The organism is Amycolatopsis sp. NBC_00348 (assembly GCF_036114655.1).
GTDB lineage: Bacteria > Actinomycetota > Actinomycetes > Mycobacteriales > Pseudonocardiaceae > Amycolatopsis.
Genome location: NZ_CP107994.1, coordinates 8,293,496 through 8,308,615 on the forward strand (window position 1 = coordinate 8,293,496; position 15,120 = coordinate 8,308,615).

Below are 15,120 nucleotides of genomic sequence, written 5' to 3' on the forward strand. Positions count from 1 at the left end.
ACCGTGAGCGCGTTCCGTGATCCAGATTGGTCCGACTGCCGGAGGGCATCGATGGGGAAGCACGTCGCCCGGATCACCGCACTGGGGTTCACGCTCGCCGCTTCCGCCGCCCTCGCGGCACCGGGCGTGGCGAGCGCCGCTTCCAGTCCGACCCTCGGCGGCGACTGCGCGGCCACCCTCCAGAACGGCCAGGCCCGCAGCGGGCCGAACGGCCTGCTGCTGGACGCGGGTGCGCCCCTCAACTCCCCGGACCGGCTGACCGTCGGCCTCGACTCGAGCGCGAAGAACACGAACGGCTCGGCGCCCCTGCTGACCCTCCCGGTCGGCGACACCGTGCGGGCGCTCGGCCTCGGTGACGTCCCGGTGGTCGGCGACGTCGCCGCGAAGGCCGTCTGCCCCGTCGCGCAGGGCACGGTCAACGCCGTCGGGAACACGACACAGAGCATCCTGCAAGACGTCGGCGTGCCGCAGCTGCCCGTGCCGCCCGGCACGCCACCGACGACGCCGCCCCAGCAGCCGCCCCCGCCGACGACGCCGCCGGGGCAGACGCCGCCTGGGCAGACCCCGCCCGGCGACAGCCTCGGCCCGGTGCTCACCGGTCCCGGTTCCGGCGGCGCGGGCCTGCCGGGTGACGCGATCTCGGGCGTCTTCACCAACGCCGCGCTGCTGCCCGGCAGCCTGGTGCAGGTGCCGGTGATCGCCCAGATCATCCCGGGCGCGCAGGTCCCGACGGTCGACGAGCAGAAGTCCGGCTCCGCGGTGGCGCTCCCCGGCGTCACGCCGCCGGCGAAACTGCCGATGCTGCTCGCGGTGCTGGCCCTCGCGATCGTCGCGGCGGCCCTCGTCCGAGCCTGGATCCGCCGCCGCCCCGCGTGAGATTCACCCACCGTGACGCCCGCTTCCACTCGAATGCCGGACATTCCTGAGCGAGCGGGCGTTACTCGTCTGCCTTAACGTCGTTGTCCTGGGCAGAGGGCACGAGACGAGGGGCGGCGAGCATGGAGAACCGGGCACGCAGAGCAACGGCGGTCGGTGCGACGGCGTTCGTCCTCGCGGGTTCGGCTGTGCTGGGCGTGCCGGGCACCGCCTCGGCCGCGGAGACGAAGACCGTGCCCTGCGGCAGCACCGTGACCGCGAAACCCGGCGACAAGATCACCGGCACCCTGCTCGGCCTGGCGCCGATCGACCTGGGCATCGTCGGCCAGGCGACCACCGTGCTCACGGCCACCGTCGGCGGCCTGCTCAACACGCTCTGCAAGGTCACCGTCAACGTCGTGAACACCGTGGTGTCGCCGGTCCCGGTGGTCGGCGCCCCGCTCGCGAGCGCGGTCAACCAGGGCGCCGACGGCCTCAACACCGCCGCGACCGGCGGCCTCAACACGATCAACGGCGGCGGCGGCAAGCAGCAGTCCCCGGCGCCCGGCACCGGTGGCAACCCGCAGCAACCGCCCGCCCAGGGCGGGACCGGGGGCGCGCCGCAGGGCGGGACCCCGCAGGGCACCACCCCGATCCCGGACGCCAACAGCCCGCTCCTGCCCGGCTTCGCGACGAGCCCGGTGTTCGGCGGCTTCCCGTTCTCCGTCGGCTCCGGTTACGCGCCGATGCGCGACTACGGCGGCATCCCGTTCGCGACGGCCGGGTTGTTCACGCCGTCGCCGGCGATCCGGTACGGCAGCCAGATCCCGGGTTACGCCCCGCAGTACGGCCTCACCGGACCGAACGACGCGGCCGCCGGCAACTCCGGGATCCAGACCGCGGGACGGGCCGAAGCGCTACCGTCCGCACAGGACGGTTTCACGAACGGGTCGAACCTGCCCCTGCTGATCGCCGTTCTGGCACTCTCCGGAGTCAGCGCGGGCCTGGTCCGCACTTGGGTGCTCCGCCGGATGGCCGCTGCCAATTGAGCCGACTGCCGAGTATCTTTCACGTACCCCTGTCGTTGATCCTGGTACACCTGGTGTTGCTGTTGCCCAGGACGACGCCCCGATAGACCTCCGGAGGTCAGTGCTCGTGCGGAAGATCCCCACCTGGCAGACGACCCGCCGCGCACTGACCGTCACCGCCATCGCCACCTTCGTCACCGGGGGTGCCTTCCTGTCCGCGGGCACCGCCTCGGCCAGCCAGCAGGTTGTGAGCAACAGCTGCACGGGCACGGTCTCCGGGCAGATGGGTGACCAGGTCGCGATCGACGGCGCTTCGGTGAAGACCTTGGTCACGAACGGCGCGAACAACGCCGGAACGCTGGCGGTCGGCAGCTGGGCCGGCGACTCGATCGCCAAGAACCACGCCATCCTGGTGGGACAGGTGCCGAACACAGCCGGCGGTGAAGCGAACGGCGCCGCGATCGGCAAGGCCGTGCGCGCTGCCCTGTCGGCCTCCGGCACGTGGGGTCTCGGCTTGGACTGGAACAAGACGCTGAACAGCGTCGAGAGCACGGTCGCCAAGAGCTGCAACCTCACCCTGCTCGCCGCCAACTACGTCGCGCCGAGCACCCCGGGCGGCCAGCCCGGTGCCGGCGGGACCGGTGCGCAGCAGGGCGGCGGGACCGCGACCAACCCCGGCGGCGGCTCGACCGGCAACCTCTCGAACCTGAACCCGGGCACCGCGGGCGGCAGTGGCGGCACCGCGCCGATGCGCGACTACAGCGGCCTCCCCACCGCGACCCCGGGCACCGCCGTCGCGCCGGGGGTGCGTTACCCGGCCAACGGCACGCTGCCCGGTGACGCCTCCGCGCCGCAGGTCGGCACCGGCGACCAGGCCGGCCAGGGCGCCGACATCCGCGACGCCGGCAACGCGCAGTCGATGTCCTCGCCCGTCGGCCCGGACGACGTCCAGCTGCCGATGCTGCTCGCGGTGATCGTGCTCGCCGGCGTCACCGCGGCGCTCGTGCGGACCTGGGTCCTGCGCCGGGCCGCCTGAGCCCCAGCCGACCCCGCCGTCCGGCCCGATCGGCACCCCCAGGTAGCCTTACCTGGACAAACCCTCCTGCTACGGACAGTCCGTGGCCGCGAGCCCATAGGAGGTGAGTGGTTGTGTCACGCCATTACGAGGTAATGGTCATCCTGGACCCCACGCTCGACGAGCGCACTGTCGCTCCGACGCTGGACACCTTCCTCAACGTGATCCGCACTTCGGGCGGAAGCGTCGAGAAGGTCGACGTCTGGGGCCGGCGCCGGCTCTCGTACGAGATCAAGAAGCACGCCGAGGGCATCTACGCCCTGCTGGACCTGAACTCGTCCTCGGACGCGGTGAAGGAGCTGGACCGCCAGCTGTCGCTTCAGGAGACCGTGCTCCGCACCAAGGTCATGCGTCGCGAGATCAAGCGCGCCGCCGCGGCCAAGCCGCCCGTCGTCGCCGCCAAGGCCTGAGCCGAAGGGTATTCCCGATGGCTGGAGACACCGTCATCACGGTGATCGGCAACCTGACGTCCGACCCGGAACTGCGTTTCACCCCGTCCGGTGCGGCGGTCGCGAACTTCACCGTCGCGTCCACGCCCCGCACGCTCGACAAGCAGTCGGGCGAGTGGAAGGACGGCGAGGCGCTGTTCCTGCGCTGCAACATCTGGCGGCAGGCGGCGGAGAACGTCGCCGAGTCGCTGACGCGCGGCGCTCGCGTCGTCGTCCAGGGCCGGCTGAAGCAGCGGTCGTTCGAGACGAAGGAAGGCGAGAAGCGCACCGTCGTCGAGCTCGAGGTCGACGAGATCGGCCCTTCGCTGAAGTACGCCACGGCCAAGGTCAACAAGGTCAGCCGCGGTGGCGGCGGCGGTGGTGACTTCGGCGGCGGCGGTGGCGGTGGCGGCGGAAACCGCGGTGGCGGTGGCGGCGGCGGAATGCCGGCCGACGACCCGTGGGGCTCCGCCCCGGCCGCGAGCAGCGGTGGCGGTGGCGGCGGCTTCTCCGACGAGCCTCCCTTCTGATCTCGTACACATCCACAAGAGTTGAATTCCAGGAGTAACCAGTGGCCAAGCCACCCATTCGCAAGCCCAAGAAGAAGGTCTGCGTGTTCTGCAAGGCCGAGAAAAAGGGCCGTCCGGAACTGATCGACTACAAGGACACCAACCTGCTGCGGAAGTACATCTCCGACCGCGGCAAGATCCGTGCCCGTCGCGTCACCGGCAACTGCAGCCAGCACCAGCGTGACATCGCCATCGCGGTCAAGAACTCCCGCGAAATGGCGCTGCTGCCCTACACCTCGACCGCGCGCTAAGGAGGCCCGGAGATGGCGAAGATCATCCTCACCACCGACGTGGCCAACCTCGGCGGCCCCGGCGACATCGTCGAGGTCAAGGACGGTTACGCGCGCAACTACCTGCTCCCGCGGGGTTACGCGATCGCGGCCACCAAGGGCGCGGAGAAGAACGTCCGCACGATCCAGCGCGCGCAGGAGAGCCGTCGCATCCGCGACCTCGACCACGCCAAGGAGATCAAGGCGACGCTGGAGGGCCTCGGCGCCATCCAGCTCACCGGCAAGTCGGCCGAGGGCTCGAAGAAGCTCTTCGGCTCGATCACCTCGGCCGAGATCGTGGACGCGATCAAGGCGGCCGGTGGCCCGCTGCTCGACAAGCGCGTCATCGAGCTGCGCGACCACATCAAGACGGTCGGCAAGCACTCGGTCGGCGCCCGGCTGCACCCCGACGTCAAGGTCGAGGTCCGGCTCGAGGTCAAGGCCAAGTAGCCAGTAGCACGTGCTGAAGGCGGGTCGCCCCTGGTGGGCGGTCCGCCTTCACGCGTTTCGGGGGAACCCCGGACACAACGGCCACGTCGTAGGAGAATGGGCGGGGACGCGAAGGGGATGGATCCGGATGGGTAACGAGGTCAACATGTCCGCGCCGGCCGGTGGCGGCGGGTTCACGTTCGACGCCGCCAAGATCGACGGCGTCATCAAGCAGTGGCAGGACCTCCAGGCCGACCTGAAGCGCGACTACGACGACGCCAACCTGATGGCGAACGTCAAGGCGCCCGGCAAGGAGTTCGCCAGCGGCGACTGGGAGAAGCTCGCGAACCCGTCCGGCAAGGCGTTCCTCGAGCAGAACAAGAAGATGCAGGAGTACGTCAAGAACTACATCGAGGCGCTGACCGCCGCGAAGCAGAAGATCACCACCAAGGAGTCGGACACGCAGGCCGACCTCTCGAAGACGGGGAACCAGGCCACGTGAACCGCCGACTGCTCGCCGTCCCGGCCGTGGCCTTCGCCGTGCTCGCGGTCGCCGGCTGCTCCAGCAAGACCGGGGGCACCGCCAACCCGGCGCCGACCGCCGACTCCGGCGGCAGCGAGACGTCGCGGTCCGCGGCCGACTCCGCGCCGCGGGTGCCGAGCCCGCTGAACACCGCGAACATCACGTCGGACGCCTGCACGACGATCGACGCGACCGGCCGGGCCAAGCTCGCCCTCGGCGACGGCACCCCGCGCACCACGGCGAACGGCCCGAGCTGCACCTTCCAGGAGGCCGCCGATCCGGGCAACCAGATCGACGTGACCACGGTGACGGCGAACAAGAACGGGCTCCAGGACGTCTACGACACCAAGGCGAACGACGCCTACTTCGAAGAGACGCAGGCCTACGGGTACCCCGCCGTCTACGCCGCCGCGGTCGACGACCGCAAGGACGGCAAGTGCGGCGTCTTCATCGGGGTGACCGACCAGCTGGCGGTCAACATCCTGGTGCAGTACGACAACGGCGCCGGCGCGACGGACCCCTGCGCGGTGGTGCAGAAGTTCGGCGAGTCGATGATCCAGACCTTGATGGGGGGCTGAGATGCTCGAACTGGTCCTGCTCGGCGGGTTCGCCGCGTACAACATGGCGACGACGCACTCGGACGACCACAACTCCGTGCAGGGTGATCGCAAGATCGACTGCTACGACATCTGGAACCAGATCACCACCGGCCCCGGCACGGGCTCGATCTCGAACGGCCAGGCGGCGGCGAGCCGGCTGAAGGGCGCCTACCAGGACCGGCTCACCACGATCGACGGCCTGGCCAAGGACATGGACGCGGCCTGGACCGGCGGCGGTTCCGAGGCGGCGCAGAACGCGGGCGCGCACCCGCTGCGGACCTGGATGGAGGACTCGGGCACCAAGCTGACCGACTCCGACAAGTACCTCGGCGAGCAGAACAACGCCTTCACCACGGTGCACGCCCAGGTGCAGGAGGTCCCGAAGGACCCGCCGAAGAACAACCTGCTCAACGCGGTGACGCCGTGGACGACCGACACCGACCGGGCGATCCGCGACTACAACACCAAGGGCCAGGCCAACGTCGACGCCTTCAACACCTACTACAAGTCGAGCAACGACAACGGCCAGAAGATGCCGACGTACTCCGCGCTGCAGGGCCAGCAGGAGAACGTCGACGTCGACCAGGGCAAGAACGGCAAGAAGAAGGACGACAAGAACGGCAACGGCGACGGGACCGGACCCGGCGGCGGTCCGGGCGGCGGCCCCGGTGGGGGTCCGGGCGGCGGGCCGGGCGGAGGTCCCGGCGGCGTGAACATGCCGGGGCCGGGCAGTGTCCCGTCGTTCGGCAGCCCGAACGTCCCCGGCGGCAGCTTCGACCCGTCGAAGGTGCCGGGCGGGAGCTACGACCCGTCCAAGGTGCCGGGCTTCGACCCGTCACAGGTCCCCGGCGGGAACTACGACCCGTCCAAGATCCCGACGGGGAACTACACCCCGCCGAACTTCAACAGCGACGGCACGCACTCCTCGGGCTTCTCGCCTTCGGACGTGCCCGGCATGCCGGGGTTCGGGCCGGGTAGCTCGCCGAGCTTCTCGGGCGGCGGTGCCGGCGGTTTCGGACCGGGCGGCTCGAGCGGGGTCGGTGGAGTCGGCGGGATCGGCGACCCGACGGCGGGCTTCGGGCCGGGCGGCAGCGGCGGCTTCGGGCCCGGCAGCTCGACCGGCGCGGCGATGCCGGGCGGCGCGGGCGCGTCCGGCGCCGGCCGCGGCGGCATGGGGGCCGGAGCCGGCGGCGCGATGGGCGCGGGCGGCGCGGCGGCCGGGCGCGGCGGCTCCACCGGGATGGGTGGCATGGGCGGCATGGGCCACGGCGCGAAGGGCCAGGGCGGCGGCGACGAGGAACGCATGTCGAAGTACCTGCTCGGCGACGACCCGAACGACATCTTCGGCACGGACGAGCTGACCGCGCCGCCGGTCATCGGCGAGTAACGCACGCGGGGCCACCGGGCGCGTGCCAAGATGGGCGCGCCCGGCTTTCCGGGTTCATCAAAGCTGATCTTCACTAGGGGGAAGAGCGGTGCTGGACAGGCAGGTCACCCTTTCGACCGGCACCGTGATCAACCTGATCCGGCGCCGTGGCGGGGAGCCGCACACGGTGCTGGCCGAGACGCCGACCTGGTACAGCGACGAGGCGCAGCGCGCCGAAGACGAGCGCGTCAACGCCGAGCTCACCAAGGCGGGGCTGTTCGGCCCGCGCGGCATGCACCCGGGGTTCGTCGCGACGATCGAAGCCGTCGCGCGGCCGCAGCTGGAGTACTACGGCTGGGTGGACGGCGGTTTCCAGGGCAAGGCGGTCAGCTACCGGCTGCTGGCCGGGAGCGCCGGCGGCGAGGCGTTCGTGCTGGCCAAGCACGAGCAGCTGGACGTCGTCGTGCTGGAGTCGACCCGGCCCGGTGAGGTGCTGGACGACTTCCTCGGCCAGATCCCGAAGCTCGCGCCGGGCCGCGGGACGCCGCTCGCGGTGCCGAAGAGCCAGCTCGAGGGCGGCGGCCGCCGCGACGACGACGGCTTCGCGCTGATGCGCAACGACCGGCCGGCCGACGGCTCGCAGGAGGCCGACGAGCTCCGGCGGATCCTCGCGCTACGCCGAATGGGGAGCGGCAGCCTGTACGTCGCGGCCCGCAGCCGTACCGGATCGTGGCATCGCATCGAACGGCCGGTGAACTACATCGATACCTCGGAAGGCCGCTGGCTGACCGAGGAGATTCCGGGGCGTGGGGAGAGCCGGATCGCCTTCACCCCGGCCGACCAGCGCGTTCTCGCCGATCGGTTACGCAGCGCACAGGCCCGGCTCACCGCGGCGTGACGCGACGGCCGTTCAGCCCACCGGGTTACGCCTCTACCGTCCGTAGTTTTCATCCACAGGCTGTGGGGGTCAATGGGCCTGAGCTGGTCCACGACACGCCGAGCGACGGGTTTCACACGACACGCCGCACGAGTTTTGCGGAAGTTCTCCACACCTTACTCACAGGCCCTGACCTGGGGATTCGCGGATGCCGATCACCCTTGTCCCCAACTTGTCCACAGCTATCGCGGCACCTGTGACTGGTTGCCCCCATTCATCCACAGGTTGTCCACAGATGGGTCCCCACCCTGAATTGCTTTCGGCCTTCCGGGGGACATAGCGTCCCCGCCGAGCCGGTACTCACGGTGGTGTCCGGCGTGGCGGTCGGACACTCGTGACCCGTCTTCGCCGATCATCGGTGGACACGGCGGAAGAGGACTGGTGGCGCGGCTCGCGCCACGTGCTTCGAGAGTGAAGTTCCGGCATAATCGAACGGGTGTTCGCATGATGACGAGGAGGTGTCCGGAGCGGTGGCGCTGACCGACGACCGCGGTCCGATGTATGCGGAGAACGACCCGGGTCCGAGCGACCCCGGCTCCGGTGGCGGGTTCGACCGCCAGCCGCCGCAGGACATCACGGCCGAGCAGTCCGTGCTCGGCGGCATGCTGCTGTCCAAGGACGCCGTCGCCGACGTCATCGAGGCCCTCGGCCCCGACGACTTCTACCGCCCGGCGCACCAGGCGATCTACGACTGCATCCTCGACCTCTACGGCCGTGGCGAACCCGCCGACCCGATCACCATCTCCGCCGAGCTGGAGCGCCGGGGCGAGCTGGGCCGCATCGGCGGCGCGCCGTACCTGCACACCCTGATCGCGACGGTGCCGACAGCGGCGAACGCCGGTTTCTACGCGGAGATCGTCGCGGAGAAGGCGGTGCTGCGCCGGCTGGTCGAGGCGGGCACCCGGATCGTGCAGTACGGCTACGGCGCGGCGGCCGCGGACGGCGCGAACATCGACGAGGTCGTCGACCGCGCCCAGGCCGCGATCTACGACGTCACCGAGCGCCGGACCAGCGAGGACTACGTCGCGCTGGAAGAGCTGCTGCAGCCGACGATGGACGAGATCGACGCGATCGCGTCCCGCGGCGGGCAGTCCCAGGGCATCCCGACCGGCTTCACCGACTTCGACGAGCTGACCAACGGCCTGCACCCGGGCCAGATGATCATCGTCGCGGCCCGGCCCGGTGTCGGCAAGTCGACGCTGGGGCTGGACTTCGCGCGCTCAGCGTCCATCCGGCACGGCCTGACCAGCGTCATCTTCTCGCTGGAGATGAGCCGGACCGAGATCGTCATGCGCATGCTCTCGGCCGAGGCGAAGATCCGCCTCGCCGACATGCGTGGTGGCAAGATGTCCGACGACGACTGGACGCGCCTGGCCCGCCGGATGAGCGAGGTCTCCGAAGCACCGCTGTTCGTCGACGACTCGCCGAACATGACGATGATGGAGATCCGCGCGAAGGCGCGCCGGCTGAAGCAGCGGCACGACCTCAAGCTCGTGGTCCTCGACTACCTGCAGCTGATGACGTCCGGCAAGCGCGTCGAGTCGCGGCAGCAGGAAGTCTCGGAGTTCTCGCGGCAGATGAAGCTGCTGGCGAAGGAGATCGAGGTCCCGGTGATCGCGATCAGCCAGCTGAACCGTGGTCCCGAGCAGCGGACCGACAAGCGCCCGATGCTGTCCGACCTGCGTGAGTCCGGCTCGCTGGAGCAGGACGCCGACCTCGTCATCCTGGTCAACCGGCCGGACGCCTGGGAGCGGGACGACCCGCGCGCCGGCGAAGCGGACCTGATCATCGCGAAGCACCGCGCCGGCCCGACCGCGACGATCGTCGTCGCGCACCAGCTGCACTACAGCCGCTTCGTCGACCTGTCCCACGACTAGCGGCTAGCGGCCGAGTTCGCCGTACCCGCGGACGAACGCCGTCAGCAGCCGGCCGAAGTTCTCGCGGTCGTCGGCCGGCCAGCCGGCCATGACCTCGGCGAACACCGCGCGGCGGAAGGTGTGCAGCTCGTCGAGGTGGGCCTGACCGGCCTCCGTAGGCACGAGCACCGCACGCCGTCCGTCGTGCTGATCGGCTTCGCGCCGGAGAAGTCCCTGCTCGACCGCGCGCGCGACCAGCCGGCTCGCGCGCGGCTGGTCGACGCCCATCGCCGTGCTCAGCGCCGTCACCGTGCCGGCTTCGCCGCGTTCGGCGAGCTCCTCGACGACGTCGAGCAGCTCGTGCACCGGGTCGTGCCCGCCGCGGCCGCGCTCCTTGGCGATCCGGCTCAGCGCCCGCCGCTGCTGGCTGCGGCGGATCGCGATCATCGCGCGCTCGACCTCGGCCACCGCGTCCGTCATGGTTGCTCCACTCCCGAACTGCATGTACTTTTACATGTAGTTGTCCGACAACATTCGGAGTATCCATGAAACCCCTCGGCTGGTGGCTTCGCCACGTCCACGAGCTCCTCGAAACTTCCATGGCCCGGGCCCTCGACGCGGAGTCGCTGACCCGCCGGCAGTGGCAGGTCCTCAACACGATCGCCCTCGGCGCCCGCACGCAGGCGGAGATCGACGTCGTCATGGCACCGTTCGGCTCGACGTCCGCCCAGGTCGCCGACCTGCGCGAGCGCGGCTGGGTCGCCGACACCGGCGAGCTCACCGGCGAAGGCCGCGAAGCGCACGCCCGCGTCGAAGCGCGCGTCAAGGCGTTCCGCACGGCGGTGACCGACGGCGTCAGCGACGACGACTACCGCACGACGATCCGCACCCTCGAGCGCTGCGCGGCGAACCTCGAAGCCGCCTGAGGAATAACCACGACCGCGTCGGCGTCAGGTACTCTAGTAGTTGAACTTTCAAGCACTGGAGCCGTCGATGACCCGCAGCCCGGTCCTCTACCTCAGCCACGGTGCGCCGCCGCTCGCCGACGACGCCACGTGGACCCGTCAGCTCGCCGGCTGGTCCGCCGGCCTGCCGAAACCCACCGCGATCCTGGTCGTCTCGGCGCACTGGGAAGAAGCGCCGCTGACCCTCTCGGCCACGACGACCGTGCCGCTGGTCTACGACTTCTGGGGCTTCCCGGACCGCTACTACCAGGTGAAGTACGCGTCGCCCGGCGCGCCGGAGCTCGCGGCGAAGGTGAAGAAGCTGCTTCGCGCGACCGAGACGCCGGTCCACGACGCGCCCGACCGCGGTCTCGACCACGGCGCCTACGTGCCGCTCGTCGAGATGTACCCGGACGCCGACATCCCGGTGCTGCAGGTTTCGATGCCTTCACTCGACCCGCAGGAGCTCTACGACCTCGGCCGCAAGCTGACGCCGTTGCGCGACGAAGGCGTGCTGATCATCGGCAGCGGCTTCTTCACGCACAACCTGAGCGGCATGGCCCGCTCGACCGACGGGACGCCGCCGGCGTGGTCGGCCGAGTTCGACCACTGGGGTGACGAGGTGCTGCGCAGCGGCGACGTCGACACGCTGCTCGACTTCCGGCACAAGGCGCCCGCGGCGGCTCTCGCGCACCCGCGGATCGAGCACTTCGCGCCGCTGTTCGTCTCGCTCGGCGCCAGTTCCGCCGAAGGGCGCACGGTGATCGACGGGTTCTGGCACGGCCTGGCGAAGCGGTCTCTCCAGTTCTCCTGACCCGGGACGCGAACGAGCCCCAGGAGCCGGCGCTGGCTCCTGGGGCTCGTCGTCTCCAGGGAGGGAGAGTCTATTCAGTTACAACCGGGGCTTCGCCCCGGGCCGGGGGCTCCGCCACCCGGAGCCCCCGACACCAATTCAGGTAGTGCAGGTACTACTTGCGCTTGACGAAACCCAGCAGCTTCGAGAGGAGGCTGGTGGAGTCCAGGCCCGACATGGCCGGGACCTGCGCGGCCGGGGCCGCACCGTCGAGCACGGGCAGCTTCGCGTTGACCGGCAGCGCGGCCGGCGCGGCCGGCAGCGTCGTCGGGGCGGCGGGCAGCTGCGGGTTCACCGGCAGGGCCGGGGTCACCGGGAGCGCGACGGGCAGCGTCGGGACGCCGCCACCCAGGGCCGGGACGGCCGGGAGGGTGGGCAGCAGGCCGCCGCCGAGGGCCGGGACGTGCACCGGCAGGCCACCGGTCGGCAGGTCCGCACGCTCGGTGCCGTGCCCGGGCAGGGCACCGCCCAGCGCCGACAGGCTGCTCAGGCCGGGGAGGCCACCCGCGGTGGGCAGGCCCGGGGTCGGCAGGTGGGGCAGCCCGGACATCGGGCCGCTCACCGGCACGTCGGCGCGCTGGGTCGGGATGGCCGTCGGCAGCGCGGGCAGGCCCTGGGTGGGCAGCCCGGCGGTCGGCAGGCCACTGGCCAGACCGGTCAGCGACGGCAGCTCGCCGGCACCCAGCTCCGAACCCTCGACCGGGTTGGAGATGGCGTCGGCCGCGTCCGCGTCGTCACCGTCGACGCTGGTCATGTCGGTCGCGTCGGCGGTCGCGTTGCCGATCAGCTCCAGGGGGACCCCGAAGATCTGCACCGGCACCACGAGGTCGTGGTAGAAGTCGAAGCCCGACAGGCTCGAACCGTCACCCTCGGTGACCGGCTCGCCGCCGTTCTCCGTGGTCAGCGAGTTGTCGCCGATGGCGTGCGCGACGCCACCCACGGCCACGCCGTCACCGAACACCTGGGGGATCGCCGTCACCGGGATGTCCAGGATGTCGCCCGCGATGGCACCTTCGACACCGGAGGTGGTGTCTTCGCCCGCGTTGGTGACGGTGGTGGTGTTCATGCCGTTGCCGCTGGAGACCCCGGCCGCGCTCACCGCGTCGCCGAAGACCTGCACGACCGGCAGCGCGTCCGCACCGACGATGTCGCCGGCGATCGCGCCGCGGTCACCGTTGGTCGTGGCGTCGCCGCCCGCGGTGGACACGGTGTCGTTCGTGCCGGTGCCGTGGCCCAGGGCCGCACCCGCGACGCCGTCGCTGAACAGCTGCGCGGCACCCGCGATCGGGGCCTTGACGATGTTGCCGGCGATCGCGCCGTCCTGCCCGTCGGTGAGGGCGTCGCCACCCGCCGACGAGTCGGTGATGTTGTCGTTCTCACCGGTGCCGATGCCGCCGAGGGCGGCACCCGAGCCGGCGGCCAGCACCGGCAGGGAGACCGGGGCCTCGACGATGTTGCCGGCGCCCGCACCCGCGGGGCCGTTCGCCGTGACGTCGCCGCCCGCGTTGGACGTCGTGTCGGTCGAGCCCTTGCCGTGGCCCTGGCCGATGAAGGCGCCACCGATGTTGGCGACCTGCACCGGGAGCGACGCCGGGACGGTGCCCAGGTTGGAGCTCAGGAATCCGTTGTCGTCCTTGGTGCTGCCACCGCCGCCGCCGGAGACGACCTTGGTCTCCTCCGCCGAGCCGGAGCCCTGGCCGATGAACGAGCCACCGATGCCGAAGACCTCGGCGGGGACGGCGACCGGCACCTGGACGACGTTGCCCGAGCCGGACGAGTCGTCGCCCTGCGAGCCGTCGTACGCCCCGGCGGTGACCGTCTTGTCCTCGGTGGACTGCCCGGTCGCGTTGCCGATGTGGCTGGCGCCGATGCCGTAGACCTCGGGCGCGCCCGCGGTCTGGGTGTTGACGATGTTGCCGCCGAGGAAGCCGTCGTTGCCCTTGGTGTAGGACCCGTTGCCGGCGTTGACGTCGGTGGTGTTGTCGTGGCTGGCGTGCGAGTTGCCGATGTACGTGCCACCGATGCCGAACGCCTCGACCGGGAGCGCGACCGACGGGTTCAGGACGTTGCCGCCCGCCGCCGAGCCGTCGCCGGCCGTCTTGACGAAGCCACCCGAGTCGACAGTGCTGGAGGAGCTGCCGCCCTGGGTCTCTTCACCGTCGCGACCCGCGGTCGCGTTGCCGGTGGCCGCGTTGCCGATCCACGACGCCGCGACACCCGCCACGTTGGCGACCGGCGAGAGCGACACCGCGCCCGCGTTGCCGTCGAGGAACGAGTCGTTGCCGCTCGTCTCTTCGTAGGTCGGGATGCCCAGCGAGCCTTCGCGGGTGTCCCCGGCCTTGGCGTCGGCGGAGGAGTTCGACAGCGTGTCCGCGTCCGAGCCCCACACGCCACCGGCGTTGCCGTTGAACTTCACCGGCAGGGCGATCGGCGCACCGATGATGTTGCCCGAGCCCGAGCCACCGTCACCGGCGGACTTGATGGAGCCACCCGAGGTGGCGTCGCTGTCGGCGTCGTACTGGCTGTACGCGTTGCCGAGGAGGTAGGACACGGCGTTGCCGGTCACCTGGACCGGGGTGGCGAACTGGCCGGCCACCACGTTGCCGGACAGGCCGGAGCCGGTGCCGTCGGTGTCGATGTTGCCGGTCTCGCTGGTGCTCTGGCTGGCCGAGCCGCCGTGCACCGCGCCACTGCCGCCCGCCACGCCGCCGGAGTTGCCGGCGATCTGGACCGGGAGCGCCCAGTCGAGGACGACGGCGTTGCCGGCGAGGCCGGACTTGGAGCCGTCGGTCGCGACGTCCTGGTTGTGGCTCCAGGTCTGCGAGTGGTCCGTGCCGTCGACCTGCGCGTCGCCGATGACGCCGACCGCGTTGTCCACGATCTGGATCGGCACGACGACGTCGCCGGCGACCTTGTTGCCCTTGAGGTTGCGGTGACCCGGGGTGAAGGCGCCCGCGCCGTCAGCCTTGGTCGCACCGCCGAGGGTGCTCTGGCTGATCGGGCTCGCTTCGTCGAGCTGCTTGACCGCTTCGTTCGCGGCCTTGGTGGCCGGCTTGGTGCTCAGCTCCGTCTGCCCGGCGGGCAGGTCCAGCTGGCCGAACGGGGTGCCGACCGCGTTGTTGGCTTCCGAGATCGGAGCCGTCACGTTCAGGTCGAGCGGGGAGGCCGGGGAGTCGGGGTTGACGTTCTCGTCAGCCGAGGCGATGCCGGTGCCCAGCATCAGCAAACCACCCGTGACCAGCGCGGTCTGGAGGCCGCGCTTTGCCCACGTCTGCATGGGGTGTTTCTCCTTTATTTCGGGTTCCCTTACGGGCTTATGGGGGTGCGCTCGTCGAATTCGAAATGGAGTCCGAGCCGCACCGGGAGGGGAAGGAACTTCTTGCGGGCGC

At 70.9% G+C, this 15,120-nt stretch carries 16 protein-coding genes; 14 read left to right on the forward strand and 2 right to left on the reverse strand.

The window, feature by feature from the left end; translation table 11 throughout:
• Positions 1 to 51 precede the first annotated feature (51 nt).
• From OHS58_RS36820 to dnaB, 12 genes are all read left to right on the forward strand, one after another.
• Positions 52 to 876, forward strand: a complete 825-nt coding sequence (locus OHS58_RS36820; RefSeq protein ID WP_326956490.1) for a hypothetical protein — start codon at positions 52 to 54, stop codon at positions 874 to 876.
• Between the two features lie 122 nt (positions 877 to 998).
• Positions 999 to 1,904, forward strand: coding sequence for a hypothetical protein (locus tag OHS58_RS36825; RefSeq protein WP_328645495.1), 906 nt, complete (start codon positions 999 to 1,001; stop codon positions 1,902 to 1,904).
• 100 nt (positions 1,905 to 2,004) lie between these two features.
• A complete protein-coding gene (locus tag OHS58_RS36830; protein WP_328645496.1) occupies positions 2,005 to 2,919 on the forward strand; it encodes a hypothetical protein in 915 nt (304 codons plus the stop codon).
• Positions 2,920 to 3,032: 113 nt separating this feature from the next.
• Positions 3,033 to 3,368 carry a 30S ribosomal protein S6 gene (gene rpsF, locus OHS58_RS36835; protein WP_247059559.1) on the forward strand — a complete coding sequence of 112 codons (336 nt, stop codon included), beginning with the start codon at positions 3,033 to 3,035 and terminating at the stop codon, positions 3,366 to 3,368.
• Between the two features lie 17 nt (positions 3,369 to 3,385).
• Positions 3,386 to 3,916: a single-stranded DNA-binding protein gene (locus OHS58_RS36840; RefSeq protein WP_328645497.1), complete on the forward strand. Its 531-nt coding sequence runs from the start codon at positions 3,386 to 3,388 to the stop codon at positions 3,914 to 3,916.
• Positions 3,917 to 3,957: 41 nt separating this feature from the next.
• A complete protein-coding gene (gene rpsR, locus OHS58_RS36845; protein WP_003098744.1) occupies positions 3,958 to 4,206 on the forward strand; it encodes a 30S ribosomal protein S18 in 249 nt (82 codons plus the stop codon).
• A gap of 12 nt (positions 4,207 to 4,218) precedes the next feature.
• Positions 4,219 to 4,674, forward strand: a complete 456-nt coding sequence (gene rplI, locus OHS58_RS36850; protein ID WP_247059561.1) for a 50S ribosomal protein L9 — start codon at positions 4,219 to 4,221, stop codon at positions 4,672 to 4,674.
• 127 nt (positions 4,675 to 4,801) lie between these two features.
• Positions 4,802 to 5,155 (forward strand): hypothetical protein, encoded by a 354-nt coding sequence (locus OHS58_RS36855; RefSeq protein ID WP_326945375.1) that lies wholly within the window; start codon positions 4,802 to 4,804, stop codon positions 5,153 to 5,155.
• Positions 5,152 to 5,754, forward strand: coding sequence for a DUF3558 domain-containing protein (locus OHS58_RS36860; RefSeq protein WP_247059563.1), 603 nt, complete (start codon positions 5,152 to 5,154; stop codon positions 5,752 to 5,754). Before OHS58_RS36855 ends, OHS58_RS36860 begins: the two co-directional genes overlap by 4 nt.
• A gap of 1 nt (position 5,755) precedes the next feature.
• The gene (locus OHS58_RS36865) at positions 5,756 to 7,162 is read left to right on the forward strand and encodes a hypothetical protein (RefSeq protein WP_328645498.1); all 1,407 of its coding nucleotides are present in this window, start codon (positions 5,756 to 5,758) and stop codon (positions 7,160 to 7,162) included.
• Between the two features lie 88 nt (positions 7,163 to 7,250).
• Complete coding sequence (locus tag OHS58_RS36870) at positions 7,251 to 8,039, forward strand: ESX secretion-associated protein EspG (protein WP_328645499.1); 789 nt, start codon at positions 7,251 to 7,253, stop codon at positions 8,037 to 8,039.
• A 509-nt stretch (positions 8,040 to 8,548) separates the two neighbouring features.
• The gene (dnaB, locus tag OHS58_RS36875) at positions 8,549 to 9,955 is read left to right on the forward strand and encodes a replicative DNA helicase (protein ID WP_247059567.1); all 1,407 of its coding nucleotides are present in this window, start codon (positions 8,549 to 8,551) and stop codon (positions 9,953 to 9,955) included.
• Between the two features lie 3 nt (positions 9,956 to 9,958).
• Here the strand turns inward: dnaB and OHS58_RS36880 are convergent, their stop codons facing one another.
• On the reverse strand, positions 9,959 to 10,414 hold the full coding sequence (locus tag OHS58_RS36880) for a MarR family winged helix-turn-helix transcriptional regulator (protein WP_247059568.1): 456 nt from the start codon (positions 10,412 to 10,414) through the stop codon (positions 9,959 to 9,961).
• Between the two features lie 65 nt (positions 10,415 to 10,479).
• On the opposite strand from OHS58_RS36880, the gene OHS58_RS36885 reads away from it, so the two are divergent.
• Complete coding sequence (locus OHS58_RS36885; RefSeq protein WP_328645500.1) at positions 10,480 to 10,860, forward strand: MarR family winged helix-turn-helix transcriptional regulator; 381 nt, start codon at positions 10,480 to 10,482, stop codon at positions 10,858 to 10,860.
• A gap of 67 nt (positions 10,861 to 10,927) precedes the next feature.
• Positions 10,928 to 11,692, forward strand: a complete 765-nt coding sequence (locus OHS58_RS36890; protein ID WP_247059570.1) for a dioxygenase family protein — start codon at positions 10,928 to 10,930, stop codon at positions 11,690 to 11,692.
• 154 nt (positions 11,693 to 11,846) lie between these two features.
• Here the strand turns inward: OHS58_RS36890 and OHS58_RS36895 are convergent, their stop codons facing one another.
• Positions 11,847 to 15,008, reverse strand: a complete 3,162-nt coding sequence (locus tag OHS58_RS36895) for a beta strand repeat-containing protein (RefSeq protein ID WP_328645501.1) — start codon at positions 15,006 to 15,008, stop codon at positions 11,847 to 11,849.
• Positions 15,009 to 15,120 lie beyond the last annotated feature (112 nt).